At 64.8% G+C, this 26,256-nt stretch carries 26 protein-coding genes; 17 read left to right on the forward strand and 9 right to left on the reverse strand.

Features of this window, described 5'->3' with window-relative positions:
• Window positions 1–2: 2 nt before the first annotated feature.
• The 4 genes from yjgA to AC097O_RS06240 all read left to right on the forward strand — a co-directional run bounded on the left by yjgA (window position 3) and on the right by AC097O_RS06240 (window position 3,118).
• The gene (gene yjgA, locus AC097O_RS06225; protein ID WP_479591970.1) at window positions 3–650 is read left to right on the forward strand and encodes a ribosome biogenesis factor YjgA; all 648 of its coding nucleotides are present in this window, start codon (window positions 3–5) and stop codon (window positions 648–650) included.
• Window positions 647–1,228 carry a molybdopterin adenylyltransferase gene (gene mog, locus AC097O_RS06230; RefSeq protein WP_479591971.1) on the forward strand — a complete coding sequence of 194 codons (582 nt, stop codon included), beginning with the start codon at window positions 647–649 and terminating at the stop codon, window positions 1,226–1,228. The genes yjgA and mog overlap by 4 nt, the downstream gene beginning before the upstream one ends.
• A 65-nt stretch (window positions 1,229–1,293) precedes the next feature.
• Entirely contained in the window at window positions 1,294–2,274 is a 981-nt protein-coding gene (locus tag AC097O_RS06235; RefSeq protein ID WP_479591972.1) for a hypothetical protein, read from the forward strand.
• Between the two features lie 10 nt (window positions 2,275–2,284).
• Window positions 2,285–3,118, forward strand: coding sequence for a PhzF family phenazine biosynthesis protein (locus AC097O_RS06240; RefSeq protein ID WP_479591973.1), 834 nt, complete (start codon window positions 2,285–2,287; stop codon window positions 3,116–3,118).
• A 69-nt stretch (window positions 3,119–3,187) separates the two neighbouring features.
• Here AC097O_RS06240 and AC097O_RS06245 read toward each other — a convergent pair whose 3' ends face one another.
• On the reverse strand, window positions 3,188–3,790 hold the full coding sequence (locus tag AC097O_RS06245) for a Uma2 family endonuclease (RefSeq protein ID WP_479591974.1): 603 nt from the start codon (window positions 3,788–3,790) through the stop codon (window positions 3,188–3,190).
• Window positions 3,791–3,836: 46 nt separating this feature from the next.
• On the opposite strand from AC097O_RS06245, the gene creB reads away from it, so the two are divergent.
• The 3 genes from creB (at window position 3,837) to creD (ending at window position 7,438) form a co-directional block, all read left to right on the forward strand.
• A complete protein-coding gene (creB, locus tag AC097O_RS06250) occupies window positions 3,837–4,529 on the forward strand; it encodes a two-component system response regulator CreB (protein ID WP_479591975.1) in 693 nt (230 codons plus the stop codon).
• Between the two features lie 2 nt (window positions 4,530–4,531).
• The gene (creC, locus tag AC097O_RS06255; protein ID WP_479591976.1) at window positions 4,532–5,932 is read left to right on the forward strand and encodes a two-component system sensor histidine kinase CreC; all 1,401 of its coding nucleotides are present in this window, start codon (window positions 4,532–4,534) and stop codon (window positions 5,930–5,932) included.
• Between the two features lie 81 nt (window positions 5,933–6,013).
• Complete coding sequence (gene creD, locus AC097O_RS06260; RefSeq protein ID WP_479591977.1) at window positions 6,014–7,438, forward strand: cell envelope integrity protein CreD; 1,425 nt, start codon at window positions 6,014–6,016, stop codon at window positions 7,436–7,438.
• Here creD and cysE read toward each other — a convergent pair.
• Together cysE and AC097O_RS06270 are read right to left on the reverse strand one after the other, a co-directional pair.
• Window positions 7,416–8,189: a serine O-acetyltransferase gene (cysE, locus tag AC097O_RS06265; RefSeq protein WP_479591978.1), complete on the reverse strand. Its 774-nt coding sequence runs from the start codon at window positions 8,187–8,189 to the stop codon at window positions 7,416–7,418. The two genes, creD and cysE, sit on opposite strands and share 23 nt — an antisense overlap.
• Before the next feature lie 9 nt (window positions 8,190–8,198).
• On the reverse strand, window positions 8,199–8,990 hold the full coding sequence (locus AC097O_RS06270; protein WP_479591979.1) for an RNA methyltransferase: 792 nt from the start codon (window positions 8,988–8,990) through the stop codon (window positions 8,199–8,201).
• 110 nt (window positions 8,991–9,100) lie between these two features.
• Between AC097O_RS06270 and AC097O_RS06275 the strand changes: the two genes are divergently transcribed.
• Entirely contained in the window at window positions 9,101–10,000 is a 900-nt protein-coding gene (locus AC097O_RS06275; RefSeq protein WP_479591980.1) for an inositol monophosphatase family protein, read from the forward strand.
• 4 nt (window positions 10,001–10,004) lie between these two features.
• Here AC097O_RS06275 and AC097O_RS06280 read toward each other — a convergent pair whose 3' ends face one another.
• The 3 genes from AC097O_RS06280 to iolG all read right to left on the reverse strand — a co-directional run bounded on the left by AC097O_RS06280 (window position 10,005) and on the right by iolG (window position 13,357).
• Window positions 10,005–11,117: a response regulator gene (locus tag AC097O_RS06280; RefSeq protein ID WP_479591981.1), complete on the reverse strand. Its 1,113-nt coding sequence runs from the start codon at window positions 11,115–11,117 to the stop codon at window positions 10,005–10,007.
• A 215-nt stretch (window positions 11,118–11,332) separates the two neighbouring features.
• The gene (locus tag AC097O_RS06285; RefSeq protein ID WP_479591982.1) at window positions 11,333–12,358 is read right to left on the reverse strand and encodes a Gfo/Idh/MocA family oxidoreductase; all 1,026 of its coding nucleotides are present in this window, start codon (window positions 12,356–12,358) and stop codon (window positions 11,333–11,335) included.
• Window positions 12,359–12,361: 3 nt separating this feature from the next.
• Window positions 12,362–13,357 carry an inositol 2-dehydrogenase gene (gene iolG, locus AC097O_RS06290; RefSeq protein ID WP_479591983.1) on the reverse strand — a complete coding sequence of 332 codons (996 nt, stop codon included), beginning with the start codon at window positions 13,355–13,357 and terminating at the stop codon, window positions 12,362–12,364.
• A gap of 259 nt (window positions 13,358–13,616) precedes the next feature.
• Between iolG and AC097O_RS06295 the strand changes: the two genes are divergently transcribed.
• The 4 genes from AC097O_RS06295 (at window position 13,617) to AC097O_RS06310 (ending at window position 16,574) form a co-directional block, all read left to right on the forward strand.
• Window positions 13,617–14,474, forward strand: a complete 858-nt coding sequence (locus AC097O_RS06295) for a TIM barrel protein (protein WP_479591984.1) — start codon at window positions 13,617–13,619, stop codon at window positions 14,472–14,474.
• 131 nt (window positions 14,475–14,605) lie between these two features.
• A complete protein-coding gene (locus AC097O_RS06300) occupies window positions 14,606–15,691 on the forward strand; it encodes a LacI family DNA-binding transcriptional regulator (protein ID WP_479591985.1) in 1,086 nt (361 codons plus the stop codon).
• A gap of 147 nt (window positions 15,692–15,838) precedes the next feature.
• Complete coding sequence (locus tag AC097O_RS06305) at window positions 15,839–16,144, forward strand: hypothetical protein (RefSeq protein WP_479591986.1); 306 nt, start codon at window positions 15,839–15,841, stop codon at window positions 16,142–16,144.
• Window positions 16,125–16,574, forward strand: a complete 450-nt coding sequence (locus AC097O_RS06310; protein ID WP_479591987.1) for a TA system VapC family ribonuclease toxin — start codon at window positions 16,125–16,127, stop codon at window positions 16,572–16,574. Before AC097O_RS06305 ends, AC097O_RS06310 begins: the two co-directional genes overlap by 20 nt.
• Before the next feature lie 115 nt (window positions 16,575–16,689).
• Here AC097O_RS06310 and AC097O_RS06315 read toward each other — a convergent pair whose 3' ends face one another.
• Window positions 16,690–17,565 (reverse strand): MurR/RpiR family transcriptional regulator, encoded by an 876-nt coding sequence (locus tag AC097O_RS06315; protein WP_479591988.1) that lies wholly within the window; start codon window positions 17,563–17,565, stop codon window positions 16,690–16,692.
• Window positions 17,566–17,675: 110 nt separating this feature from the next.
• Between AC097O_RS06315 and AC097O_RS06320 the strand changes: the two genes are divergently transcribed.
• From AC097O_RS06320 to AC097O_RS06340, 5 genes are all read left to right on the forward strand, one after another.
• Window positions 17,676–18,932 (forward strand): NAD(P)/FAD-dependent oxidoreductase, encoded by a 1,257-nt coding sequence (locus tag AC097O_RS06320; protein ID WP_479591989.1) that lies wholly within the window; start codon window positions 17,676–17,678, stop codon window positions 18,930–18,932.
• A 112-nt stretch (window positions 18,933–19,044) separates the two neighbouring features.
• A complete protein-coding gene (locus AC097O_RS06325; RefSeq protein WP_479591990.1) occupies window positions 19,045–20,520 on the forward strand; it encodes an NCS1 family nucleobase:cation symporter-1 in 1,476 nt (491 codons plus the stop codon).
• A gap of 59 nt (window positions 20,521–20,579) precedes the next feature.
• Complete coding sequence (locus AC097O_RS06330; protein ID WP_479591991.1) at window positions 20,580–21,563, forward strand: xylose isomerase; 984 nt, start codon at window positions 20,580–20,582, stop codon at window positions 21,561–21,563.
• 686 nt (window positions 21,564–22,249) lie between these two features.
• Entirely contained in the window at window positions 22,250–22,510 is a 261-nt protein-coding gene (locus tag AC097O_RS06335; RefSeq protein ID WP_479591992.1) for a type II toxin-antitoxin system VapB family antitoxin, read from the forward strand.
• Entirely contained in the window at window positions 22,507–22,938 is a 432-nt protein-coding gene (locus tag AC097O_RS06340) for a type II toxin-antitoxin system VapC family toxin (RefSeq protein WP_479591993.1), read from the forward strand. The genes AC097O_RS06335 and AC097O_RS06340 overlap by 4 nt, the downstream gene beginning before the upstream one ends.
• 542 nt (window positions 22,939–23,480) lie before the next feature.
• On the opposite strand, the gene AC097O_RS06345 is transcribed toward AC097O_RS06340, so the two are convergent.
• The gene (locus AC097O_RS06345; protein ID WP_479591994.1) at window positions 23,481–24,128 is read right to left on the reverse strand and encodes a response regulator; all 648 of its coding nucleotides are present in this window, start codon (window positions 24,126–24,128) and stop codon (window positions 23,481–23,483) included.
• Window positions 24,125–26,140: a sensor histidine kinase gene (locus AC097O_RS06350; RefSeq protein ID WP_479591995.1), complete on the reverse strand. Its 2,016-nt coding sequence runs from the start codon at window positions 26,138–26,140 to the stop codon at window positions 24,125–24,127. The genes AC097O_RS06345 and AC097O_RS06350 overlap by 4 nt, the downstream gene beginning before the upstream one ends.
• Window positions 26,141–26,256 lie beyond the last annotated feature (116 nt).

Consider the following 26,256-nt stretch of genomic DNA (forward strand, 5'->3'; position numbering starts at 1 on the left):
ACATGTCACGCAAACTCACCAAAGGCTATTACGTCCAGGGCAAATTCGTTGCCGAAGGGAGCGAACTGGACATCCAGCTCAAAGCCGAACTCAAGGGCACGGATGCCTCCAGCCGCACCGACCTCAAGAAAGAAAGCGACGAACTGCAAGCCCTGGGCGAAAGCCTGCTGACCCTGCGCCTGGACCTGTTCACCAAGCTGCAACTCACCGAGAAGCTGCATGACGCGGTGCTGGAAGCCAAGCGCATCACCAACTTCGAAGGCAAGCGCCGCCAGATGCAGTTCATCGGCAAACTCATGCGCAAGCAAGAGCCCGAAAAGCTCGACGAAATCCGCGCTACGCTGAAAATCCAGCACTCGGGCTCGGCGCAGGAAAACCTGGCCCTGCACAAGGCCGAAACCTGGCGCAACCGCCTGATCGCTGAAGACGATGCCTTTGGCGAGTGGATTGCAGAGTTCCCGCAAACCGACTCCCAGCAGCTGCGTGCCCTGGTGCGCCAGGCCCGCAAAGACCTGGTGCCCGAAAAGCCCGGTGCCCTGCCCCGCCATGGCCGCGCCTACCGCGACATCTTCCAGCTGGTGCGCGAGCAACTGGCCGACATCGACGGCCCGCTGAACGACGGCACCATAGCCGACACGGCGGAAGAATGAGCACCTTCGATCCGGTCAAGATCGGCATCGTTTCGGTCAGCGACCGGGCCAGCACTGGCGTGTACGAAGACAAGGGCCTGCCCGCCCTGCAAGACTGGCTGACCCGCGCCCTGAAGAACCCGATTGAATTTGTCCCCCGCCTGATCCCCGACGAGCAGGCCACCATCAGCGCCACCTTGATCGAGCTGGTCGATGCCGGTTGCAGCCTGGTGCTGACCACCGGCGGCACCGGCCCGGCCCTGCGCGACGTGACCCCCGAGGCCACCCTGGCCGTAGCCCACAAGGTCATGCCCGGCTTTGGCGAGCAGATGCGCCAGATCAGCCTGCAGTTTGTGCCCACCGCCATCCTGTCGCGCCAAACCGCCGTCATCCGCGGCCAGGCGCTGATCCTGAACCTGCCCGGCCAGCCCAAGGCCATTGCCGAGACGTTGGAAGGCCTGCCCGAGCGCGGCGTGCCCGGCATCTTTGCGGCGGTGCCCTACTGCATCGATTTGATCGGCGGGCCGTACCTGGAGAGCGATGACGCGGTGTGCAAGGCGTTTCGGCCCAAGTCGGCGCTGCGGGCACCAAAAATATAGCCAAATGAGGCCCCCGTGCCCATTCCATAAGCACAAGCTGCTCTCAAAAACAGAGTAACCCTGCCATGCCGATTTACCGATGCAAGCAGTGCAGCTTTGTCGCTGAAGACACGTCCACCCCGGTCGGCGAAAAGATTGGTTGTGCCCGCTGCGGCGCGCCCTGCGTGGTCTACGGCACAGTGTTTTTCGTGGAGAAGCTGATCAAGCGCTACTCTGCTGCGCTGCGCGAAATCAAGGCCCTACAGACACTCGACAACTCCGACATCCCCAGCGCACCCGCACCGTACACCCTGCCTGCCACCCTGCTGCCGCTGCTGGCCAGCGTGGACAGCAAGCACACCGCCCCGCTCACCGCCTGGTTTGCCGCCCGCCAGATCGACATCCGCTTCGAGCACGCCCAGGTCGATACCCACGGCTATTTCGACGACGCAGCGCGCCAGATCGGCGCGCAATACAACCGGTTTGCCGAGCTGATCGAACGCATCGGCTACGCCTACCGCAACAGCCACACCGTAGTGCACCTGGACCTGGGCAGCCAGGCCCCGCAGGACGCGCAGGCGGTCAACACCCTGTGCGGCTGGCTGTACGTGCGCAGCTTCTTTGCCCGCTACCAGTACCAAAAGCCCGAAAAAGCCATCCAGCTGACGCTGCGCCCGTCCGTTACCATCCGCGACTTCTTCGACGGCGGCTGGCTGCAACGGGCGGTGTTTTTGCGCCTGCAAGACCTGTTCACCCACCGCGCACCCGGCCATGCCTGCGCCCGGGGTGCCAAGCTGGTGCCCAGCCAGGAGGTGCAGCACACGGTGGACGTGCTGTTCCTGCCGCCAGGCCAGCCGCCCGTGTGCGTGGCCTGCACCACCACGGCAACGCGCAATGACATCGACGCCTGCCTGCGCCTGCGCCACCGCCTGGGCATCGACCGCAGCCGCTTCATCCTGTGCGCCGCCGACCTCAGCGACGCGCAAGCCGCCGGGCTGTCGGCCCTGCACGCACTCAGCTTTGTGAACCTGGCCTCGCTGGGGCCGCATGTCGCCCACCTGCTGTAGAAAGAACCCCATGCACATCCAGAAAATCGCCGCCTTCTCCGACGGCCCCAGCGGCGGCAACCCGGCTGGTGTGGTGCTGGCCGACGCACTGCCGCCCGATGCCGACATGCAGCGCATCGCCGCCCAGGTAGGCTTTTCAGAGACCGTATTTGCCACACCGGTGGGCGACGGCTGGCGCGTGCGCTACTTCTCGCCCGAGAGTGAAGTCCCCTTCTGCGGCCACGCCACCATTGCCCTGGGTACCGCCCTGGCGCTGCAGCAGGGCGACGGCGTGTTTGCGCTGGCGCTGAACCACGCCCACGTCACTGTCGAAGGCCGCCGCGAGGGCGCCACCGTGGCAGCCGCGCTGCAGTCACCTCCCACCCGCAGCCAGCCCGCCCCGAAGGCGCTGGTGGATGCCGCCCTGGCCTTGTTTGGCTACACGCCAGACCACCTGGACCCACGCATCCCGCCCGCCCTGGCCCACGGCGGTGCCGACCATCTGGTGCTGGCACTCAAAACCCGCTCTGCCCTGGCTGCCATGCAATACGACCTGGCCGCAGGCCGCACGCTGATGCGCAGCGCAGGCCTGACCACCATCGTGTGGGTGTTCGCCGAATCCGCCCAGCGCCTGCACACCCGCAACGCCTTTGCCGGGGGCGGCGTGCTGGAAGACCCCGCCACCGGAGCCGCCACCGCCGCTCTCGCAGGCTACCTGCGCGACATCACCTGGCCGCACGCGGGCCGCATCGACGTGGTGCAAGGCGAAGACATGGGCATGCGCTCGCTGCTGCGGGCCGAACTGTCCGACACGCCGGGCAGCTCGGTCCGCGTGTCCGGCACGGCACGGGTGATGGCGGACTAGATTGCTATTTAAAATAGAGCTGCTTGTGCTTATGGAATAAGCACGAGGGGCCTAAAAGGCTTGTAGTTTTCAGGCAGCGGCGGCATCGAAGGGTGGGTCCATCACCACGCCCTCGAACACATCCTCCAGGGGCAACAGCAGCCCCACGCTGGCAAATTCGCAAGGCCCGGGGTTGCGGGCATCCCAGGCATAGAGTTCAAACCGCTGGGCCGCGTTGCGCCGGTACAGCTCGACCGTGCGGACCTGCGGGTCGATCAGCACGTACTCTTGCAGGCTGGGCAGTTGCCGGTAGGCCGCGAACTTACCGCCCCGGTCCCAGGTGGCAGTGCTGTCGGACAGGACTTCGATGACCAGCACGGGCGTATCCGTCGATACCGCCTTTCCGTCGAGAGGAGTCTTTGGCTGGCAACGAACCACGACATCGGGGTAGAAATAGGCATCCGCAGTCGCCACATGCACCCGCATATCGGAAATGAACACCTTGCAGGGCGTGCCTTTGAGATGGCTGCGCAAAGCCACGGCGGCATTCAAGGCCACCGTGTTGTGGTTCTCCGTTCCACCCGCCATCGCAAAGACTTCGCCCTGAAAGTATTCATGGCGCTCACTCTGGTTAGCCTCCCAAACCAGGTAGGCATCGGCATCAAAACGGTGTTGGGGTTGGGCGTAGGACATGGCTTATCCTACCGCCTTCGCCTCCCGCCGACCAGTCTACGCGCCCATGCCCCCACCCCACATCCTCCTGCTAGAAGACGACCCGGCCATCGCCAAAACCGTGGTCTATGCCCTGGAGCGCGCGGGGCTGCGGGTGACGCATTGCCTGCTGGTGGCGGATGCATTGCGGCAATTGGCCCTGGCAGCGCCGGATGCGCTGGTGCTGGACATCGGGCTGCCTGACGGCTCGGGGCTGGACGTGTGCCGCCATGTGCGGGCCACCCCGGCGCTGCAGCATTTGCCGGTGCTGGTGCTGAGCGCCCACGGCGAGGAGATCGACCGCGTGGTGGGGCTGGAGCTGGGGGCGGATGACTACGTGACCAAGCCGTTCAGCCCGCGCGAGCTGGTGGCGCGGGTGCGCGGGCTGCTGCGCCGTGCCACGGCCCCGGCGGTGGCAGCACCACCACCCACCGGCTTCACGTTGGACTCCGACAGCCAGCGTGCCACCTGGCAGGGCCAGCCGCTGGCGCTGACGCGGCGCGAGCTGGGCCTGTTGGCCGAGCTGCTGCGCCAGCCGGGCCGGGTGCGCAGCCGCGATGCCCTGCTGGCCGCCGTGTGGGGCCATGACTCGGACAGCGCCGACCGCACGGTGGACACGCACATCAAAACCCTGCGCGCCAAGCTGCAGCAGATCACCCCCGAGCGCGACCCGATCACCACCCACCGGGGCTTGGGCTACTCGGTCTCGGCGCAAAGCTAGCCGTGCATTTAGGCATCCGCATCCTGTTCGGCTTTTTCCTGATCACCGGGCTGGCGGGGATTTTTGTGCTGCGGATTTTCGTGGCCGAGGTCAAGCCCAGCGTGCGCGAGGTGATGGAAGACATGATGGTGGACACCGCCAACATCCTGGCCGAACTGGCCGCTGACGACCTGCGTGCGGGCCGCATGGCCCAGGGACCATTTGCCACCCAGGTGGCAGCCTATGCCCGGCGTCCCATCGATGCTCGCATCTGGGGGCTGGACAAGCAGTCGCTGGACTTCCGCGTCTACGTCACCGATGCAAAGGGCCTGGTGGTGTTCGACTCGGCCCACGCCGCCCTGGGGCAAGACTATTCGCAATGGCGCGACGTGGCCCGCACCTTGCGCGGCGAGTACGGGGCCCGCGCCACCCGCGAGGTGTACGCCGACGACCGCAGCTCGGTGCTGTACGTGGCCGCGCCGGTCACCGACCAGGGCCGCGTGATCGGCGTGCTGACGGTGGCCAAGCCAGTGGCCACGGTGCAGGCCTTCATCGACCGGGCCGAGCGCAAGATTCTGGTCAGCGGGTTTTGGCTGCTGGGCCTGTCTGCCGCGGTGGGGGTGGCGGTGACGCTGTGGGTGGTGCACAGCATCCGCCAGCTGCGCCGCTACGCCAACGCCATGGAATCGGGCAAAAAGCTGCCGCTGCCGCGCATCCAGGGCGAGCTGGGCGAGCTGGCCCAGGCTATGCAGGCCATGCGCCAGCGCGTCGAGGGGCGTGACTACATCGAGGGCTATGTCCGTGCTTTGACGCACGAACTCAAAAGCCCGCTGGCCGCCATCCGTGGCGCGGGCGAGCTGCTGCAAGACCCGCTGCCCGAGCCCGACCGCCAGGCATTCGCCACCGACATCTTGGCGCAAACCCAGCGCCTGCAGTCGCTGGTAGACCGCCTGCTGGAACTCAGCAAGCTGGAGCAACGCCAGGAACTGCACCAGCCGCAGAGCCTGGTGCTGGCCGATTTTTTGGCATCTTTTATGGCCCAGGCGCTGGTGGAAAGGGCGCAACTAGCTATTACCTTGATAGCAAGCGACAGTGCCGAGGTGGTGCGTATCGAGCCCGCCCTGCTGTCCCTGGCGCTGGCCAACCTGCTGGACAACGCCGCCGCGTTTGCGCCGCCCGGGGGCCGCACTACCCTGGCCGCCGTGGGCCGCAGCATCGTGGTGCAGGACGATGGCCCCGGCGTGCCCGACTTTGCCCTGCCCAAGCTGGGGCAAAAATTCTTCTCCACCGTGCGCCCGGATGGCATCACCAAAGGCTCGGGCCTAGGCCTGGCCATCGTGGCGCAGACCATGGCGCTGCATGGCGGCACGCTGCACATTGAAAACACCCACCCCGGTTTGCGCTTGACGCTGCAGTTTCCCTAGCCTCTTCACAGCCACTTCACAGACTTCACCCTGCCCTCACGAGCGCCCCAGAAACTGGCCGCTTTCAACAAGGAGTGGGCGATGAAAGCATTGATTTTTGGCAAATTTGCCGGGCTGCTGGTGGTGGCAGTCTTGCTGCTGCTGGGCCTGGCCCAGATTACCGACCTGGTGCAAGAGCGCCAATGGCGGCACCAGAGCGCGGTCGACAGCGTGGCCCGCAGCCTGGCGGGCAGCCAGACCGTGCTGGGGCCGCTGGTGCACCGCGCCTGTACCGAGGAATGGAGCCACACCGGTGACAAAGGTGTGGTGTTGGAGCGGCAAAGTTTCAACCTGGTGGCCGCGCCCAGCACGCTGAATGTGGTCAGCACCAGCCAGGTGGAGGCGCGGGCGCGTGGCCTGCACGCCACCCAGGTGTTCACCCTCAAAGCCAAGCTGTCGGCCCAGTGGGCGGACCTGCAAGGCCTGGCCAGCCAGGCGCGGCACGCGGGGGGGACCGTGCGCTGCGGTCCGCCGGTGCTGATGCTGGCGGTGAGCGACGCGCGCGGCATCCGCCAGGCGGTGGTGCAGGTCAACGGCCAGCCGCAAACCGTGCAAGCGGGCACCCAACACAGCGCCTACCCGCGCGGGGTGCAGGCCAGCCTGCCCGCCAACACCACACTGGCTACGCCGCTGCGCGCCGAGGTGGAGCTGGAGCTGCTGGGCACCGAGGCGCTGAACTTCGTGCCACTGGGCAGTGCGACGCAGATCAGCCTGTCGTCTAACTGGCCGCACCCGCGTTTTGAAGGGCAGTTTTTGCCCGCCGAGCGCACGATCAGCGACCAGGGTTTTGAAGCCAGTTGGCGCGTCTCGGCACTGGCCAGCAGTGCCCAGCAGGCGGTGGTGGACGGAGGCGCGCTGTGCAGTGCCAGCATGGTCCCACGCAGCGCGGCGGACAGTGCCGAATACGCCGTCGCCCACACCACGGCGGTAGATGCAAGCAGCCACGGCTCGGCCTGTGTGGAAACCCTGGGGCTGGGCTTTATCGACCCGATCAACACCTATTCGCTGTCCGACCGGGCTACCAAATACGGCCTGCTGTTCATCGTGCTGACCTTCTGCGCGGTGGGGCTGTTTGAGTGCATGCGCGGGCTGCGGGTACACCCCATCCAGTACTTTCTGGTGGGCGCGGCCATCAGCATCTTCTTTTTGCTGCTGGTGAGTCTGTCGGAACACCTGGCCTTCAACACCGCCTATGCGCTGGCCGCCAGTGCTTGCGTGCTGCTGCTGGCCTATTACGCCAGCCACATGCTGCACAGCTGGCGGCGCGGCCTGCCGTTTGGCCTAGGCATTGCGGCGCTGTACGGTCTGCTGTTTGTGCTGTTGCAACTGGAGCAAACGGCGATGGTGGTGGGCGCGCTAGCCCTGTTCGCGGTACTGGCCGGGGTGATGGCGCTGACCCGCAAGCTGGACTGGTATGCGCTGCTGCGGGTGGCCCCGAGCGCAGTTACTTCCCCACCAGTTGCGTGAATTTCTCGGCCTCGAAGCACTCGGTGCGGGCCGCGTCGCAGGGCACGCAGTCGGGCGTGGTCTGGGTGGCCGAGAGCTTTTCGATGGCCTGCCAGAGCAGCGCAATCTGGTGCTCCTGGCTGGAGGCGCTGTCGATCAGGCCGCGCATGGCTTCGCCAATCGGGTCGCCGTCGGGGGTGATGCCGTAGGCCGAAAAGCGCGGCGTGGCCATGGCGGCATCCCCGGCGGGGCCGTCCTTGGGCAGAATGATGCGGGCCGGAATGCCCACCGCAGTGGCCCCTGCCGGCACGGGCTTGATCACCACCGCGTTGGAGCCGATCTTCGCGCCATCGCCCACGGTAAAGCCGCCCAGCACCTTGGCCCCGGCGCTGACCACCACGTCGCGGCCCAGCGTGGGATGGCGCTTGGTGCCCTTGTACAGCGAGGTGCCACCCAGCGTCACGCCCTGGTAAATGGTGCAGCCGTCACCGATTTCGGCGGTTTCGCCCACCACCACCCCCATGGCGTGGTCAAAGAACACCCGCTCGCCCAGCTTGGCACCGGGGTGGATTTCGATACCGGTGAGCCCCCGCGCGATGTGCGAGATAAACCGCCCCAGCCACTTGAAGCCGTGGTGCCAGCACCAGTGGGCCGGGCGGTGCAGCACCACCGCATGCAGGCCGGGGTAGCAGGTCAGCACCTCCCAGGTGGTGCGCGCAGCGGGGTCGCGGTCGAGGATGCAGCGGATGTCGGAGCGGAGGCGGGAGAACATGGTCGAAGTCTAGTCGTTCATTTCAGGTTTCGCTTTGCCCGCAGCTTGGGTAATGGCTTTGGCGATGCCGCGCAGGATGTGGATTTCTTCCTGCAGCGGCTGGGCGCGGTTGAACAGCTGGTTCAGGCGCGGCATCAGCTTCTTGGGCGCGGCGGGGTCCAGAAAGCCCAGCGCCGTCAATGCCTGCTCCCAGTGCGCCAGCATGCCGCCCACCTGGCGCGCGTCGGCCTGCACGGGCGGCGGGGTGGCGGCCTCCACGCCGTAGCCGCCCAGCGCCATGCGCCATTCGTAGGCGATGAGCTGCACGGCGGCGGCCAAGTTGAGCGAGCCGAAGTTCGGGTTGGTGGGAATGCTCAATGCCACATGGCAGCGGTACACGTCTTCGTTGGCCATGCCAAAGCGTTCGCAGCCAAACAGGAAAGCGACGCCCTCGGGCCTTTTCAGTGCCAAATCGGCCTCTTGCGCTGAATTCATCAGCGTAGACAGCTCTCTTTTCAATAGCATTTCAAAATGCGGGCGCGGCGTGGTGGTGGGCGGGCCGAAATCGCGCGGGGTCATGGCGGTGGCGCACAGGTGGTCCATGCCGTCCAGTGCTTCGTCCAGCGTGGCGACGATGCGGGCGTTGTGGAGCACGTCCAGGGCACCGCTGGCGCGCTGTATGGTTTCCAGGCGGCGCAGCACATTCGGCCAGCGCGGGTTGACCAGCACCAGGTCGTCAAAGCCCATGACTTTCATGGCGCGGGCGGTAGCACCCACATTGCCAGCGTGGCTGGGTTGGATCAGAATAAAACGGCTTTGCATGGCTGAAACGGTGGGGCGGGTAAAATCCTGCGATTGTCGCTGCCTGCATCGCCTGGCCGCTCTTCTTTTGCTCTTCTTAAAAATCTATGGCGCTCCCAAACCTACACCCGATGCTGAACGTGGCCGTCAAGGCCGCCCGCGAAGCTGGCAAGCTCATCAACCGTGCGGCACTCGATGTCGAAGCGGTACGTATCAACCAGAAGCAGATCAACGATTTCGTCACCGAAGTCGACCAGGCGGCTGAGAAAGTGATCATCGAGACGCTGACCACGGCCTACCCTGGCCACGGCATCCTGGCAGAAGAATCGGGTTCAGAGTTTGGCGCCAAAGATTCCGAATTTGTGTGGATCATCGACCCGCTCGACGGCACCACCAACTTCATCCACGGCTTTCCGTTCTACTGCGTCAGCATCGCGCTGGCCGTGCAGGGCAAGATCGAACAAGCCGTGGTTTTCGACCCCACCCGCAACGACCTGTTCACCGCCACCAAAGGCCGTGGCGCCTACATGAACGAGCGCCGCATCCGCGTCTCCAAGCGCGTGCGCCTGAACGAATGCCTGATTTCCACCGGCTTCCCGTTCCGCCCGGGTGACAACTTCAAGAACTACCTGGGCATGATGTCCGACCTGATGCCCAAGCTGGCTGGCATCCGCCGCCCTGGCGCGGCGGCACTGGACATGGCCTATGTGGCCGCAGGTTTCACCGATGGTTTCTTCGAGTCCGGCCTGAACCCCTGGGACGTGGCCGCGGGCTCGCTGCTGATCACCGAAGCCGGTGGCCTGGTGGGCAACTTCACCGGCGAAGCCGACTTCCTGGAGCAGAAGGAATGCATGGCCGGCAACCCCCGCGTGTACGGCCAACTGGTGTCGGTGCTGGGCAAGTACAGCAAGTTTGCCAGCGCGGGCGAGAAGGCGACTTTGCGCCAGGCACCATCGGCAGAAACCATTGAAGTTGCAGAAGAAGCCGCTCCAGCTGCAGATGCCGCAAAGAGCGAAGACGCGCCCTTCTAACGGATCAGTCGTTGTCGCTGTAGGCCAGGGCGATTTTCTGGAAATCGTCCGCAATGGCCACAAACGCATCCAAGATGTCGGGGTCAAAGTGGGTGCCCCGGCCCTGCACCACGATGCGGCAGGCCTCTTCGTGGCTGAAGGCGGGCTTGTAGACGCGCTTGCTGATCAGCGCGTCGTACACATCGGCCAGCGCCATCAGGCGGGCAGAGATCGGGATGGCATCGCCCGCCCAGCCTTCGGGGTAGCCTGAGCCGTCCCATTTTTCCTGGTGGCTGTAGGCGATTTCCTTGGCCAGCGTCAAAAACGCCACCTCCATGCCCAGCCGCCGCTCGGCATCCTCGATCGAATCCCGGCCCAGGCGGCTGTGGGTCTTCATGATCTCGAATTCTTCCGGGGTCAGCTTGCCGGGCTTCAGCAAAATATTGTCGGGAATGCCGATCTTGCCGATGTCGTGCAGCGGTGCCGACTTGAACAGCAGCTCGATCGTGGCATCGGTCAAAAAGCTGGAAAAGCGCGGGTGGTCCCGGAGCTGCTCGGCCAGGCGCTTGACATACATCTGGGTGCGGCGGATGTGGTTGCCGGTTTCGTTGTCGCGGGTTTCGGCCAGCGAGGCCATGGCCATGATGGTCACGTCCTGGATGGCATGCACTTCCTGCGTGCGCTTCACCACCTCTTGCTCTAAAAACTCGCTCTTGTCGCGCAAAAAGTCGGCCGAGGCCTTGAGCGCCAGATGGGCATGCACGCGCGCCAGCACGATGGATGGGCTGATGGGCTTGGTGATGTAGTCGGCCGCGCCCAGCTCCAGGCCCTTGGTCTCGTCTTCCACCTCGGACTTGGCGGTGAGAAAGATCACCGGGATATGGCGGGTGCGCGGCTCGGCCTTGAGACGGCGGCAGACCTCGTAGCCGTCCATGTCGGGCATCATGATGTCGAGCAGGATCAGGTCAGGCGGCGCATCGGAATTGGCGATGCGCAAGCCCTTTTCGCCATGGTTGGCCACCTTGACCTTGTAGTGGTCCTTGAGCAACGAACTCATCAGGGACAAATTGTCCGGCGTGTCGTCCACGACCAACACGGTCACGACCGGCTTGTCTATGAAGGTAGTTGGAAGGTCCATGGATAAAGCAGAAAAGTATTTTTTGCCGAACAAGCGAGAAAGGACCCGGGCTCGCTAGGTACATACCCCGAATGCAATTAGTTTACGGGTCGAAGCATACCCGTGTTGAGGCACTATCGGCAACCAAGGCGACTGCGGAGTGCACAAGGCCAAAAGCCAACGGGCGGTATACAGGCTTGCACCCGTACACCGCCCGTTGGCAGGAAAGAACCGGTTCAGACCGCTTCTGGCATCCCGCTGCGCAGCGACTTGGCAATCGCCAGCCCGATGCGGGTGGCTTCCAGTGCGTCCGACAAGGTCAGCGTCAGCGGCTGCACACCCCGGCAGGCGGCCACAAACGCAGCCATTTCGGCGGCAAAGGCGGCTTCGAAGCGCTCGTAAAAGTCGCCCAGCACCGCGTGGCGCACGCCCAGGCTGTCGCTGCGCACCACGCGGTCGCGTGCGGCGTGCTCGCCCACCAGCAGCTTGCCTGCCGTGCCGATCACTTCGGTGCTGGTTTCGTGCCCGTGCGCCATGGTGCGCGAGGCGTACAACACCGCCTTGGCACCGCCTTCAAACTCCACCACGGCCAGGCCGTTGTCCACATCGCCAAACTCGGCCAGCGCCGGGTGCAGCGCGTTGGTGCCGGTGGCAAAAGCGCGCAAGGCCTTGGGGCGGCCCAGCATCCAACGCGCCAGGTCGATGTCGTGCACGCTGCAGTCCATGAAGATGCCGCCCGAGGTGGGGGCAAACCGCACAAAGAAGCCTTCGGGGTCGTTTTGGTCGCAGGTCTGGCTGCGCACCAGAAACGGCTTGCCGATCTCGCCCGCCGCCACGCTGGCCTGCGCGGCCTGGTAGCTGGGGTCAAAGCGCCGCACAAAGCCCACCATGGCCACTTGGTCCGGGTGCTTGTCGGCCACGGCCAGCACGCGTTCGCAGTCGGCGAGGTTCAGCGCCAGCGGCTTCTCCACAAACACATGCTTGCCTGCTTCCAGCGCGGCAATCGCCTGGTTGGCGTGCAGCGAGGTGGGGGTGACCAGCACCACTGCGTCGATATCCGGGTCGGCAATGAACGCGTCGAAGTCGTCATACAGACGACCGATGCCCAACTGCTCGCCCGCAAAGGCGCGCTCGCTGGCCACCGGGCTGCAGGCCGCCACCAGGCTGCAGTGGCGGGTGCGGAAAGCCAAGGCCTCCGCGTGCCGTTGGCCCAGGCGGCCCAGGCCGGCAATACCTATCCGTAAAGGTTTCGCGGCAGCCATGGCTTAGAACAGGATGGGTTGGCCGCTCTTGCAGCTTTCCGCGGCGGCATCGGCCAGCTTTTGCGCTGCCACGCCGTCGGCCACCGTGGTTTTGAACGGCGAGCCGGTCTGCAGGCATTCAAAGAAGTGCGCCATTTCCAGCTTGTAGGCCGCAGCGTAGCGTTGCAGGAAGAAGGCTTCGGGCTTGTCGGCGCGGATACCAACGGCATCCCACTGCACCACGGCCGAAGGGGTCTGGTTGCCGCATTGCAGCAAGCCGCCCGAGCCCAGCACTTCAAAGCGCTGGTCGTAGCCGTAGGCGGCGCGGCGGGTGGTGTTGATCTGGCACAGGCGACCGGATTTGGTGCGGATGGTCACGGCGGTGCTGTCCACGTCGCCGAGGTCGGCAATGGCGGGGTCGGTCAATACCGAGCCGGTGGCGCTGAGCCAGACGGCTTCGTCGCCGTCGGCGCACAGGATCCAGCGGAACACGTCCAGGTCGTGGATCAGCATGTCGCGGAAGATGCCGCCGGAGGCCTTGATGTAGTCGGCCGGGGGCGCGCCGGGGTCGCGGCTGGTGATGATCAGCATCTCGGGCTTGCCAATGTCACCGGCGGCCAGGCGGCGGCTGGCATCGTTGAAGGTGGGGTCGAAACGGCGCTGGAAGCCGATCATGCAGGCCACACCGGCGGCCTTGACGGCTTCGGCACAGGCCACGGCGCGGGGCACAGACAGATCGACCGGCTTTTCGCAAAAAATGTGCTTGCCTGCGGCGGCGGCGCGGGTGATCAGGTCGCTGTGGGTGGCGGTGGACGAGCAGATGGCCACGGCATCAATGCTCTTGTCGGCCAGCACGGCTTCGATGGTGGACACCTGGGCACCGAGTTGTTGCGCCAAATCGGCGGCGGCGGCGGGCACCGGGTCGCACACGGCTTGCAGCTTGACACCGGGCAGTGCGGCGATATTGGAAGAGTGGATACGGCCAATGCGACCGGCACCGAATACAGCAACGTTTTTCATAGGGTTTACCAGAGAAGAAAACACAAAAAATCCGCCTGAACAGGGCAACGGCGGGAACCAAGATGCCGGACTATACGGGGATTTTCGACAAACGAAAATAATTTTCCAAAAAAATTTAAATTCGAATTTAACTTCAAGGTAAACCCTTAGAAATGACCATAAATGGTCAAAAAACCGGCTGCCAAAGCGGCACGGCCTGTCTAAAGTGGCGGCCATCCCAGCCCACATTTCAGCCCGTTTATTCCAGGAGACAAACCCCATGACCACCAGCATCCCTTTTTCCATCAACCGCATCAGCGCCCCCCGCATCCCCTTCGCGGCTTTCGCCGCCATGACCCAACGCCTGGGTGTGGGCGCCATCGAAATCCGCAACGACCTGCCCGAGGCTGAAATGGTCAACGGTGCCAAGGCTGCCGACATCGGCGCTGCCGCCAAGACCCAGGGCCTGACCATCCGCTCCATCAACGCCCTGCAGCGCTTCGAGCAGTTCGATGCCAAGCGCCTGGCGGAAGCGCAAGAGATGATTGCCTACGCCGTGGCCTGCGGAGCCGAAGCCCTGGTGCTCTGCCCCACCAACGACCTGCGCGACCACCGCACCGCCGATCAGCGCCACCTCGATCTGGTCAACGCCCTGACCCAGCTCAAGCCCCTGCTGGAAGCTGCCAAGCTGGTCGGCTTGGTCGAGCCCCTGGGCTTCGAAGAATGCGCCGTGCGCCGCAAGTCGCAGGCCGTGCGCGCCATCGACGAGATTGGCGGCGGCAGCACCTTCAAGCTGGTGCACGACACCTTCCACCACCACCTGGCGGGCGAAGGCCTGTTCTTCCCCGAGCACACCGGCCTCATCCACATCTCGGGCGTGGAAGACACCGCCCTGACCCCCAACCAGATGCGCGACAGCCACCGCGTGCTGGTGGGTTCCAGCGACCGCCTGGGCAATGCCGCGCAGCTCGGCACGCTGCTGGACGCGGGCTATGCAGGATTTGTGTCGTTCGAGCCCTTCGCCGAAGAAATCGCCGCCGCGTCCGAGGCCGAGATCGAGCAGCAACTGGCTTCCAGCATGGCCTACCTGACCCAGGCCGTGGCAGCAGCGCGCCAAAAAGAAGCCCAGCCCGCCTGATTGCATGCGCGTGGCTCCTTCCCCTCCGGGGGAAGGTTGGGATGGGGGCTGCGCTTAACTACCCACCCCGGCCCTCCCCCACAGGGGGAGGGAGAAAAGCCGGGCTGCTCCATTGCCTCTACAGTCAAGGCATGCCCGAAACGCCAGAACTGCCCCCGCCCCGTAGAAAATCCAGCGCCCGCTTCATCGACATTGCCGCGCTGGCCCAGGTCAGCCCGGCCACCGTCAACCGGGTGCTGAACGACCGGGGCAGCGTCTCCACCGCCACCCGTGAAAAGGTGGTCCGCGCGGCGCAGCAACTCGCCGTGCCACGCCTGATGCCCGAAGTGCACCGGGGCCTGACCCGGCTGGATGTCGTGTTTGCGCGCAGCCAGACCCCATTTTTTCGGCGCATGGAGCTGGCCCTGGAACGCTTCATGCCCCTGCTGGACCGGCGCATCGTGGTGCACCGCCACACCTTCGCGCCCGGTGACGATGAGCGCACCGCGCAGTTCATCCGCCAGCCCCCGCACCCCCGCCACGGCCTGCTGCTGGCCGTGCACGACACCCCTGTACTGCGCGCCGCCGTGCAACAGGTGAGCCAGCAGGGCGTGCCTGTGGTCACGTTGATGAGCGACATCAGCGACGTATCCCGGTTGCATTACGCAGGCATCGACAACCTGCACGCAGGCCGCACTGCCGGGCATTTCATGGGGCGACTGGCCCGGCCAGGCGGACGGCTGCTGCTGCTGACCAACGACCTGCACTTCCGCGCCCACCGCGACCGCACCGCCGGGTTTCTGGACGTGGTGCAGGAGAAGTTTGGCCAGTTCACCTGCACCTCCGCCATCCCGTGCTTCGACGACCCCGACCAGGTTTTCCAGGCCGTGGATGCCGCTTGCCAACAAGGCCCGCTGGCGGGCATCTACCACAGCGGTGCGGGCTCGGCAGGCATCCACCAGGCCCTGCAGCGCCATGGTCTGGCGGGCAAAGTAGTGTGGATTGGGCACGAATTGAGCGACGAGCACCGCCGCTGGCTGCAGCAGGGCGCGATGGACCTGGTGATCGACCAGGACCCGGATGGCCAGGTGCTGTCGGGCATGCAGCACCTGCTGTTCCAAAACAAATGGCTGGCCCAGAAACCCGTGGCCGGCCCCAACGAGTTCCGCCTGTTCTGCGCTGAGAACCTGCCCAGCCAACCGTACTTGCCGGGGAGTGGGTCGCTACAGAATAAATAGCTTCTTGCGCTTATGGAATGGGCGCTAGAGGCCGATTTCTTATAAATTCTCACTAAGCTCCCCGCGTGGCCATGATCAGGAAGCTGACGACATAGTGGCAAGCAACCCAGCTTTACAGCTTACCGCCGAGCTGGTAAGCTTGCTCGCATGAAAACCACCCTCGATCTACCCGACGAACTGGTACGCGAAATGAAGCTTCGTGCCGTGATGCAAGGCCGCACCCTGCGCGACTTGGCCGCTGATTTTTTGCGCCAGGGGCTGGGCATGGCCGCACCGCGGTCAGCGAGCACACCACCGCAGGACGCGCCATTTGAACGGGGTGCAGACGGCATACCCCTCTTTCGAGGCAATGCCAACGCGCCCGCGGCGCAGATGAGCCTGGAGGAATTGTTGCAACTCGAACAAGATGCCCTCACCAGCGAGGACATGCAACGTGCCGGCATCTCTGTTTGACACCAGCGTCTGGCTGGCCGCCATCTTTGCGCAGCACCCAATGCACAGCATCGCGCGGCAGGCATTGCAGCAAGCCTCACCCCATCAACCGGCGGTGTTATGCCGTGCCATCCAGCAAAGCGCCTTGCGCTTGATGTCCACTGCAGGCATTGCCAAAGCATACGGAGAACCCCCTCTTACCAACCGGGGAGCACTGATGACCTTGGATGCCCTGCAGGCCCTGCCGCAGGTGGCATGGCGCGACGAGCCACCGGGCGCGGGCGCGCAATGGCGTACCCTGGCCGCACTGGACAGCGCGTCGCCCAAAGTCTGGATGGATGCCTACCTGGCCGCCTTTGCCATTGCGGGCGGGCTGCGCCTGGTCACGCTGGACCGGGACTTCAAAAACTTCGTGCCGCAGGGGCTGGATCTGGCCCTGCTAAACCCATGAGCTTCCCGCGCTACCCGGCTTACAAAGACAGCGGCGTGGAATGGTTGGGGGAAGTGCCGGGTCATTGGAAGATTTTGGAGATTCGCCCACCAAAGCACTTTGCCCGGCTTCAAGCTTAAGAAGGCGTACCCTGCGGCGTAGTCGTCTGGTACGGCAACTCCAGCATATAGGCCAGGGCGATGAACAGGCTTTGCGCCAGGCCCATGGTGCTGTTGAGTGACCGAAAGCCGAAGGTGGAGTTGTCTTGCACCACCAGGGTTACCTGGGCCAGCTTGGCCAGGGGGCTCATGCGGCTGTCGGTGATGGCGATCAGGCGGGCACCGCGCTCCACGGCCATCTTGGCCACGGCAATAGTCTCGTCGGCGTAGGGCAGGAACGAGATGGCCACCATCACGTCGCCCTTGCGCACCGAGCGCATCTGCCCCAGGTGCATGCTGCCCATGCCCGACACCAGGCCGACGCGCTTGTCGGTGTGCTGCAGGGCGTAATCCAGGTACACGGCGATGGGGAACGAGCGGCGCGAGGCGGCGATCCAGATGCTGTCGGCCTCGGCCAGCAGGTCTACGGCTTTCTTGAAGGTGGGGCCGTGCAGGCTGTTTTGCAGCTCTTGCATCCCGGCGATGCTGCCCGATAAAAACTCGTTGGCAATCTCCACGCTGGACAGGCTGCCCGCGCCCGACTCGATCACGTCGCGGATGCGGGTTTTGTAGTTGCGCGCCGGGGCCAGCTGGCGCGACAGGCCTTCGCGGAAGATGGCCTGCATTTCCGAAAAACCCGAGAAGCCGAAGTGCTTGGCAAAGCGCACCACCGCCGAGGGCTGCACGCTGCACTGCGAGGCCACCTGCTGGATGCCGTCCAGCCCGATGTGGTGGCGGTTGAGCTCGACGTGGCGGGCAATCACCTTGAGCTGTTTGCTCAAGGACTCGTACTCGCCGGTAATGCGCTTGATCAGCTGGTCAACGCTGAGCTGCTGGACCTTGTCAACGGCCATGGATTCTTTCGTGTAAAAAATTTTCTATTGCAAAAACTAAATAGAAATACTAGGTTATTTTTTGGATAGCGTTCGTATAATTATTTTCTATTTTCAAGCGGTAACCACCCATGCAAACCCCCGATAGTACGTCCCCTGCTGCCATGGTCATCGTGGGCGCGGGCCATTGTGGTGGCCGCGCGGCGCTGGCACTGCGCACCGCGGGCTGGCAAGGCAGCATCCATTTGGTGGGCGACGAGCCGCACCACCCCTACGAGCGCCCGCCCCTGTCCAAAGACCTGCTCACCGGCGACAAAACCGCCGAGGCCTGCGCCTTGCTGTCGGATGCCGATATGCTGGAAGCACGCATCACCCGCCATGTCGCCCGCGTGACATCCATCAATGCAACGGCCCGCAGCCTCACCCTGTCCGACGGCCAAACCCTGGCCTACCAGTCGCTGCTGCTGGCCACCGGCGGCAAGGTGCGCACGCTGCGCATTCCCGGCGGCGATCTGCCCGAGGTGATGACGCTGCGCAATTTGGGTGATGCGGCCGTGCTGGCCCAGCGCCTCAGCCCGGGCCAGCGCCTGCTGGTGGTGGGCGGCGGCTTCATCGGCCTGGAAGTGGCGGCCTCGGCCCGCAAGCTGGGCTGCGAGGTCACCGTGGTCGAGGGCGCGCCGCGCCTGATGGGCCGCGCCGTGCCCGAGCCGATAGCCGAGCGCGCCCTGGCCCTGCACCGGGCCCGCGGCGTGCGCGTGCTGCTGGGTGTCAGCCCGCAAAGCATTACCCGTACCGCCAACGGCGTGCGCATGGACTTGGCCGACGGCAGCAGCATAGAGGCCGACACCATCCTGGCCGGCATCGGCATCGAACCCGACCTGGCTCTGCCGCAGGCCGCCGGCCTGGCGGTGGGCCGCGGCGTGCTGGTCAACGCGCATTTGCAGAGCAGCCTGCCGGGCATTTTTGCGGCGGGCGATGTCGCCGAATTCCCCAGCGTGCTGTCGGGACAGCTGGTGCGGCAGGAAACCTGGCACAACGCCGAAACCCAGGCCGCCATTGCCGCGCAGAACATGCTGCAAGGTGAGTTGGCCAGCTACACGTCGCTACCCTGGTTCTGGTCCGACCAGTACGACCACCAGTTGCAGGTGATGGGCGAGCCCGCGCTGGCCGCCAGCAGCGCCACCCGCACGCTGGACGACGCAGGCGGCATGGTGATTTTTTACCTGGATGCCGACAGCCGCCTGGTCGGTGCCTGCGGCTGGGGCGAAACCAGCCGCGTGGCCAAAGAGCTGAAGCTGGCCCGCACCCTGGTGGAAAAACGCATCAGCGCCAGCGCCGAGGTATTGGCCGACCCGGCCACCAAGCTCAAGGGCTTGCTAAAGGGTTGAGCGCTTACGAAGCTTGCAATCCGTTGCAATACGGCAAGGCAAAAACCACCCTCAATGGCATGGTTTTTGCAAAACTGGTGGTCTGTTCGTGACTTATTTCACAAGGATCACTATGTCAAGCACATCCTCTGAAGTCCCGGTGCTCGCCGTTACCGGTGCCCACCCGCAGCTCTATAGCCACGACCTGGCCCCCACCGCGCCCGAGGGCCGCACCTGGGGGACCTTCAGCCTGTTTGCCATGTGGATGTCGGACGTGCATTCGGTGGGCGGCTACACCTTTGCGGCCAGCCTGTTCTTTTTGGGGCTGGCGGGCTGGCAGGTGCTGGCGGCCATGGTGGTGGGCATCACCATCGTCTACCACCTGATGAACCTGATCGGGCGGCCATCGCTGAAGTACGGCATTCCGTTTCCGGTGGTGGCGCGCATGGCGTTTGGGGTGATGGGTGCCAACCTGGCGGCCATCGTGCGCGGTATCGTGGGCATCGTCTGGTACGGGGTGCAAACCTACTTTGCGTCCAAGGCGGTGCAGGTTCTGGTGGTCACGCTCATGCCGTCGGCAGCCGACCTTACGCACAACAGCGTGCTGGGCCTATCCACCCTGGGCTGGGCCAGCTTTTTGTTCATGTGGTTCTTCCAGCTGGTGATCTTTTTGTCGGGCATGGAAACCATCCGCAAGTTCATCGACTTTTGTGGCCCCGTGGTGTACCTGGTGATGTTCATTCTGGCGGGCTGGATGATCTCGCAGACCGGCATGTCGAGCTTCTCGATGCAGCTGTCGGACAAGCAATTCACCGGGCTGGAGTCGCTGGGCCTGATGGCCAATGCTGCCATGCTCATCGTGGCCTATTTTGCCGCCCTGCTGCTCAATTTTGGCGATTTCTCGCGCTTTGCCAAGGACGAGGCGGCCATGAAAAAGGGCAACTTCTGGGGTCTGCCGGTCAACTTCATCGTGTTTGCGGTGATCACGGTGATCGTCACCGGCGGCTCACTCAAGGTGTTTGGCGAGGTCATCATGGACCCGGTGCTGATCGTGGAAAAGATCAACAACCCGATTGCCTCCATCGTGGGCTCCATCACCTTCATCGTGGCCACCATGGGCATCAACATCGTGGCCAACTTTGTTTCGCCCGCCTACGACATCGCCAACCTGGCACCGCAAAAAATCAACTTCAAGATGGGCGGGCTGATCACCTCCATTTTGTCGGTGCTGGTGTGCCCCTGGTTGTTTGTGTCCAGCGCGCACGCCATCACGCTGTTTGTCAGCATCTTTGGCGCGGTGCTGGGCCCGATGTTCGGCATCATGGTGGCCGACTACTACCTCATCAAAGGCCAACGCATCCACCTGGAAGACCTCTACACCCTGTCGCCCAAAGGCGCGCTGTACTTTGACGGTGGCTGGAACCGCAAGGCGCTGCTGGCGCTGGCGGTGTCGGGCACGCTGTCCATCGGGCTGGCGCTGGCGGGCGCGTTCGGGCTGATGTTCAATGTGGGCGACTGGGGCTGGCTGATCGGCTCGGTGGCCGGGGCCGTGGTGTACGTGGCGGCCAGCCGCCGCGCTGTGGCGATGCCGGTGATTGCCAAAGCTTAAGTTTCACCACAGGAAATTATTTTCTATTTTATAATGAAATAGAAACTAAAGTCCTGGACATGAACACCACTGCCAACCTGCCTACATTGCCCATCGGCATCAACCTCGACGGCGTGCTCCACCACGACGGCCTGCCCACGCCCGATGCCGCCACCCGGTTTAAATGGGTGCGCGACAGCGGTGCGTTTGCCTACATCGAGAAGAACCACAACCCGGCAGAAGACTTCGCACCCTACCCCGACCTGGTGCAGGAATACGGCGTGCCGATCGGCGTGTTCGGCGGCATCTTCTGCGCCGGGCGCGATGAAGAACGCATGCGCTGGTGCGTGGCCACCGGCGGCCAGCTCGGTGCCAAAGTGTTCAACATGCAGCTCTTTGCCCGGCGCGCCGACGGTGCCGCCATCACCGACCAGGAAGTGGCCGACTTCTTCCTGGATGCCATGCAGGTGGGCGCGCCGGTGGGCTGCCTGCCCAGCCTGGAAGTGCACGTGGACATGTGGAGCGAACAGTTCGCCCGCGTGGAGCGCGTAGCCGAGCTGCTGGCGCGCCGCCACGTGCCCCTGCGCATCACCCTGGACCACTCGCACCTGGTGTTCAAGATGGACCACCCCGAAGAACTGGCCCTGAGCGGCCTGCCCGATGGTGGCAGCCGCGAAGTCTTGCCCGCCTTCTACCGCCAGTGGCTGGCCGAGGGCTGGGTCGCCCACGCCCACACCCGCAGCGTCGCCCCCGGCATCCCCCACAACCCAGCCATGGACCGCCAACCCGGCCAGCCCGGCCGCGCCATCCAGTACCCCTTTATCGCGCCCCCTGCAGGCACGTTCCACAGCCCCTGGGACGCGCAAAAACTGGAGCCCTGGAAGCAAGCCGTGCGCGAACTGCTCGCCGCCATGCACGCCCACCCCGCCAACACCCCCCAGCGCATCAGCTGCGAGTTCATCCCGTTTGCCGACTACGGCGGTGGTGGCCGCTATTCGATCATGGACAACAACATCGCCTGCGCGGCTTGGCTGCAGGAGGAATGGCGGGCGTTGCAGGGGTGATGGGTGCTATTTTTTAGATAGCTGCTTGCGCTTATTTGATAAGCGCTAGAGGCCGATTTTGCATCTAAACCAGCCCAAGCTAACCGCCACACTCAGCTCGCGACCGGCGCGATGCCCGGCACCGCCGGGCCGATCCCGCTCCCCGGGATACCCATCTGTATGCGCCGAGGAGCACAGCTTTGGGCGGAAAAGGGCTGGCGTTGTCTGAGCCGCAGGCGAGTTTAGCCAGACCCCGCCCAAAGCGCGCACCGCAGGTTCCCGTAGCGCCAGCGCAGGGCGCAGACAGTTGGGGCGCCTTTCTTTTGGTGACTTTTCTTTTGCGCAAAAGAAAAAGTTACTGCGCCGCCGGGCGCATCACCCGGCCGAGGATGCTGGCAGACACCCAGAAAACGTAAACGCCAACCCGCCAATAGGGGTCGGAGCACGCACGCGACTGGGCGGGAGGGTTGGCCTCCATTTTTCGGCGCGCGTGGATGATCCGCCCCCCATTGGCTACCCCCCGTGCAGTCCCACAGATTGCTTCTCTTTTGATAGTTAAAAACAGGAGCACGTCACGCCCATTCCATCAGCGCAGGCTGCCGATTTATCGCTTAAAAAATGGCAAAAAATCCTATCGCAGATTCAACACCAACATCCAACCCCAAGAAAGTTAAAATATACCCATACTTCATAATATGGGTGCCCATATGAAAACCACCATCGAATTGTCGGACGCACTTTTCAGCTCTGCCAAAGCACTCGCCAGCACCCGCCACACCACGCTGCGCGCCCTGGTAGAAGACGGCTTGCGCCGGGTTCTGGCCGACTCCCAAACCAAGGCCCCACCGGCATTCAAGCTCCGGGATGCACGGGTGCGTGGACAAGCCATGCACGTGACAGACCCCCGGCAATGGCACCAGATGGAAGAAGAGCACGTGCGGCAACGCATTGCCAAACCCCAGGCATGATTGCCGTCGATACCAACGTCCTGGTGTACGCGCACCGGGCGGAGTCGCCCTTCCACGCCCCGGCCTACGTCTGCCTGCAAGCTTTGGCCGAGGGTAGCCAGCCATGGGGTATTCCGGTGGCTTGCCTGCACGAGTTTTTGTCCATCGCCACCAACCCCAAGATTTTCAACCCCGCCAGCAGCTACGAGCAGGCCTTGGCGCAGGTCGATGCCTGGCTGGAATCGCCCCAGGCCCAGGTGTTGCACAGCGGTGCACAGCACTGGCCCATCCTTGCCGAGCTGGCCCGCAAGGCCAAGCTGCAAGGCGGCCAGTTCCACGACGCGCGCATTGCCGCCATTTGCATCGAAAACGGCGTATCGGTGCTGTGGAGTGCGGACCGGGATTTTGGGCGGTTCAAGGCGTTGAAAACGGTGAATCCGCTGGTGTGAAAGGTGGGCGAAATAGCCCCCCACGCACTGGACACCCCAGTTCGCGACCGGCGCGATGCCCGGCACCGCCGGGCCGATCCCGCTCCCCGGGGTCCCCATCTGTGTGCGCCGAGGAGCACAGCTTTGGGCGGATCAGGGCTGGCGTCTGTCTGAGCCGCAGGCGAGTTTAGCCAGACCCCGCCCAAAGCGCGCACCGCAGGTTCCCGTAGCGCCAGCGCAGGGCGCAGACAGTTGGGGCGCCTTTCTTTGGGTTACTTTTCTTTTGCGCAAAAGAACAAGTGACTGCGCTGCCGGGCGCACTACCCGGCCGGGGATCGTTGGAACGCCAACCCGCCAGAGGGGTCGGAGCACACGCGCGAGATACGGCCTGGGCGGCATCCAGCTTTTGGAGCGCGCGGATGATCCGACCCCATTGGCTACAGCTGGTGCAGCCCTACAGATTGCTCTACTTTTGATAGTTAAAAACAGGAGCACGTCACGCCCATTCCATGAGCGCAGGCTGCCGATTCAACCCTACAAAAATACCCCAAAAAACCTGAAACTCACTCCCCATCCAGCAACCCCTCCTTCACCGCCAGCCGCACCAGCCCGGTGATGTCGCTCACGCCCAGCTTGGCCATCACCCGGGAGCGGTAGGTTTCCACCGTTTTGGCGGACAGGCTCAGGGTGTGGGCGATGCTGCTGCTGGGCTGGCCGCGCACCACCAGGTTGAGTACCTGGCGCTCGCGCTGCGACAGGGTGTGCAGGGGCTCGGGCGCGGTGCCGGGGTCGGCGGGCAGCAGGGCTTCCTGGGCGACGCGCTCGATGGCGGGGCTCCAGTAGTGCTGGCCGCAGCAGGCCTGGCGCAGGGCGTTGATCACCTCGGAACCCGACGCGCCCTTGAGCACGTAGCCCATGGCCCCCATGCGCACGGCATCCATCACTTGGCGGGGCTGGGCCATCATGCTCAGCACGACTACGCGGCTGGGGATTTTGCGGCGCTGCAGCTCGGCCAGCAGCTCGTGGCCCGAGCGCTCGCCCAGCGACAAATCGAGCAGCACGCAATCCGGCGGGGCGCGCACGATGTCGTGCAAGGCGGTGGGCAGGTCGCCGCTTTCGCCCACCACGTTAAAGCCAGATGGCTCCAGCAGCGCCCGCAGGCCTTCGCGCAGGATGGCGTGGTCGTCGACCAGGTACACAGAATCGGTCATGGGGAATAGCTCAGTTCGATGACGGTACCGCGCTCGTTGTCGGCGGTACGGGCGCTCAGGTGGGCACCGATGGCCTGGGAGCGTTCGCGCATGCCCACCAGGCCCAGGTGGCCGGGTTTCAGGGCCTGGCCGATGGGGCCCAGGCCGATGCCGTCGTCTTGCACCAGCAGGCGCAGGCCCAGCGTGCCCAGGGGTTCGATGCCCACGGTGAGGCTGTGGCAGCGGGCGTGGCACAGGGCGTTGCCAATGGCTTCGCGGGCCACCATGAAGACGGCGTATTCGACCTCGGGGTTCCAGCGGCGATCGGCCATGGCGGGGGGAATGTGCAGGCGCAGGGCCACGGCGCTGTGGTTGGCGGCCTCGGCCTGGATTTCGTTGTCCAGCGCCACGCCCAGTCCCTGCTCTTGCAAGAGCGGCGGGCGCAGCTCGACCAGCACCTGGCGCACCTCGCGCATGCCGCGGTCGATCATGCCGGAGACCCGCGTCCAGCCCTTGTCGATGGCGGGCGTGGCAGGGGGCGGCAACTGGGCGCGCAGGGCATCGACCGAAATGCGCAGGGTGGTGAGCGTCTGGCCGAGCTGGTCGTGCAGCAACTGGGCCAGGCGCTGGTTGGTTTGCTGCTCGGCCTCCATGAGCTGGCGCGACAGGGCCGACAGCTGCTGGCGGTAGTGCAGCAGGGCCTGCTCGGATTCGACCCGCTCGGTCACGTCGCGGGCGGTCAGGGTGAACAGCACCTCGCCGTTGACGCGGGTTTCGCTGGCCGAGGCCTCCAGGTGCAGCGTGGCCCCATCGGGGTGCCGGGCCGACAGGGTGCGCACCGCGCCGATCAGGCTGGGCAGCTCCACATCGGGCATTACGTCGGCCAGCGGCAGGCCCAGCAACTGCGCGGCGCTGCGGCCAAAGATGCGCTGCGCGGCGGGGTTGCTGAAGACCACGCAGCGCTGCGCGTCCAGGCCCAGAATCGCGTCGCTGGTGGTGGAGACGATGGCCGACAGCAGGGCTTCGCTGTCGCGGATTTTTTGCTCGGCCAGGCGGCGGTCGCTCAGGTCGCGGGCCACCAGCACCACGGCCACCACGGCGTTGTTCTCGTCGGCTTTGGGGTACAGCAGCAGGTTGCCCCAGAAGCGGCCACCGGGCTGGCGCGGCAGCCAGCCTTCAAACTCCATGCGCGCGCCGCCTGCGGCCCCGGCCAGCAGCGCGGGCCATTGCTCCGGCAGGGCCAGCACCTGGGCCATGTCCTGGCCCAGCACGTCCAGCGCGGGCAGGCCAAACAGGGCCTGCACATTGCGGTTCCAGCTTTGCGCCCGGCCCAGCGGCGAGAGCTGCAGCATGGCGATGTCTACCGCCGCGTCCACCAGCAGATCGACCTGCTGCTTGGCGGCGCGCACGGCGGTGTGGGCACGCAGCTCTTCGCTGATGTCGGTGTGGGTGCCCAGGTAGCCAATAAAGGTCTCGCCCTCAAACAGCGGCGTGGTGTACCACTGCACCCAGGCCACGTGGCCGTCGCGGCGCAGTTGCACGCCGCGCCCGTGCAGCGAGATGCGTTCGGTGCGCATGCGGCGCAACGTGTTTTGCAGGTTGGCCACCTGGTCGGGCAGGATCCACAGGCCGATGGGCGAGCGCCCCACGGCCTCGTCGGCGCCAAAGCCGGTCATCAGCTCGCTGGCGCGGTTCTGGTAGACCACGTTGAAGTCCGCGTCGTACAGCACCAGGCCCACCGGCATCTCGCGCAGCAGTTGCCACACGCGGTGGCTGTTGGACACCAGCACCGACTCGGCCTGGGCCTCGCCGCGCTGGTCCAGCAGGTCGGCCTCGCTCAGCCAGCGCCATACCGCGCCCTGGCCGAAACGGGGGTCGTTCTTCTGCTTTTGCTCGCTGTAGCCGGGCACGCCGGGCAGGCCGTCGGCCCCCAGGCGGTCGGTCATATGCAGCTTTTGCTTGGGCATGGCGGAGACACCCGGCAGATCGTCGGGGTCCGGGCGGTCACTCAGTTGGGGGGGTTGGTGGTGCATGGTCTGGCTAATTGGTTACCAAGTGTGCCGCAACGCCCAGCGCCAGAACAGGCACTCAGGGATACCCATAGTACGGGTATCAAACTTTCCCTACAGACTAGTGCATCCACCGTCTC

It is taken from the genome of Rhodoferax sp. LS1P39 (assembly GCF_056521425.1).

Coding starts and splice junctions, on each gene's coding strand:
- AC097O_RS06235 (WP_479591972.1), top strand. CDS start 1,294: ATGCCGATTTACCGATGCAAGCAGTGCAGCTTTGTCGCTGAAGACACG.
- AC097O_RS06240 (WP_479591973.1), top strand. CDS start 2,285: ATGCACATCCAGAAAATCGCCGCCTTCTCCGACGGCCCCAGCGGCGGC.
- AC097O_RS06320 (WP_479591989.1), top strand. CDS start 17,676: ATGCAAACCCCCGATAGTACGTCCCCTGCTGCCATGGTCATCGTGGGC.
- AC097O_RS06285 (WP_479591982.1), bottom strand. CDS start 12,358: ATGGCTGCCGCGAAACCTTTACGGATAGGTATTGCCGGCCTGGGCCGC.
- mog (WP_479591971.1), top strand. CDS start 647: ATGAGCACCTTCGATCCGGTCAAGATCGGCATCGTTTCGGTCAGCGAC.
- AC097O_RS06270 (WP_479591979.1), bottom strand. CDS start 8,990: ATGCAAAGCCGTTTTATTCTGATCCAACCCAGCCACGCTGGCAATGTG.
- AC097O_RS06345 (WP_479591994.1), bottom strand. CDS start 24,128: ATGACCGATTCTGTGTACCTGGTCGACGACCACGCCATCCTGCGCGAA.
- creB (WP_479591975.1), top strand. CDS start 3,837: ATGCCCCCACCCCACATCCTCCTGCTAGAAGACGACCCGGCCATCGCC.
- AC097O_RS06325 (WP_479591990.1), top strand. CDS start 19,045: ATGTCAAGCACATCCTCTGAAGTCCCGGTGCTCGCCGTTACCGGTGCC.
- AC097O_RS06280 (WP_479591981.1), bottom strand. CDS start 11,117: ATGGACCTTCCAACTACCTTCATAGACAAGCCGGTCGTGACCGTGTTG.
- AC097O_RS06330 (WP_479591991.1), top strand. CDS start 20,580: ATGAACACCACTGCCAACCTGCCTACATTGCCCATCGGCATCAACCTC.
- yjgA (WP_479591970.1), top strand. CDS start 3: ATGTCACGCAAACTCACCAAAGGCTATTACGTCCAGGGCAAATTCGTT.
- AC097O_RS06275 (WP_479591980.1), top strand. CDS start 9,101: ATGCTGAACGTGGCCGTCAAGGCCGCCCGCGAAGCTGGCAAGCTCATC.
- AC097O_RS06350 (WP_479591995.1), bottom strand. CDS start 26,140: ATGCACCACCAACCCCCCCAACTGAGTGACCGCCCGGACCCCGACGAT.
- AC097O_RS06245 (WP_479591974.1), bottom strand. CDS start 3,790: ATGTCCTACGCCCAACCCCAACACCGTTTTGATGCCGATGCCTACCTG.
- cysE (WP_479591978.1), bottom strand. CDS start 8,189: ATGTTCTCCCGCCTCCGCTCCGACATCCGCTGCATCCTCGACCGCGAC.
- AC097O_RS06305 (WP_479591986.1), top strand. CDS start 15,839: ATGAAAACCACCCTCGATCTACCCGACGAACTGGTACGCGAAATGAAG.
- AC097O_RS06335 (WP_479591992.1), top strand. CDS start 22,250: ATGAAAACCACCATCGAATTGTCGGACGCACTTTTCAGCTCTGCCAAA.
- AC097O_RS06340 (WP_479591993.1), top strand. CDS start 22,507: ATGATTGCCGTCGATACCAACGTCCTGGTGTACGCGCACCGGGCGGAG.
- AC097O_RS06300 (WP_479591985.1), top strand. CDS start 14,606: ATGCCCGAAACGCCAGAACTGCCCCCGCCCCGTAGAAAATCCAGCGCC.
- AC097O_RS06295 (WP_479591984.1), top strand. CDS start 13,617: ATGACCACCAGCATCCCTTTTTCCATCAACCGCATCAGCGCCCCCCGC.
- iolG (WP_479591983.1), bottom strand. CDS start 13,357: ATGAAAAACGTTGCTGTATTCGGTGCCGGTCGCATTGGCCGTATCCAC.
- creD (WP_479591977.1), top strand. CDS start 6,014: ATGAAAGCATTGATTTTTGGCAAATTTGCCGGGCTGCTGGTGGTGGCA.
- AC097O_RS06315 (WP_479591988.1), bottom strand. CDS start 17,565: ATGGCCGTTGACAAGGTCCAGCAGCTCAGCGTTGACCAGCTGATCAAG.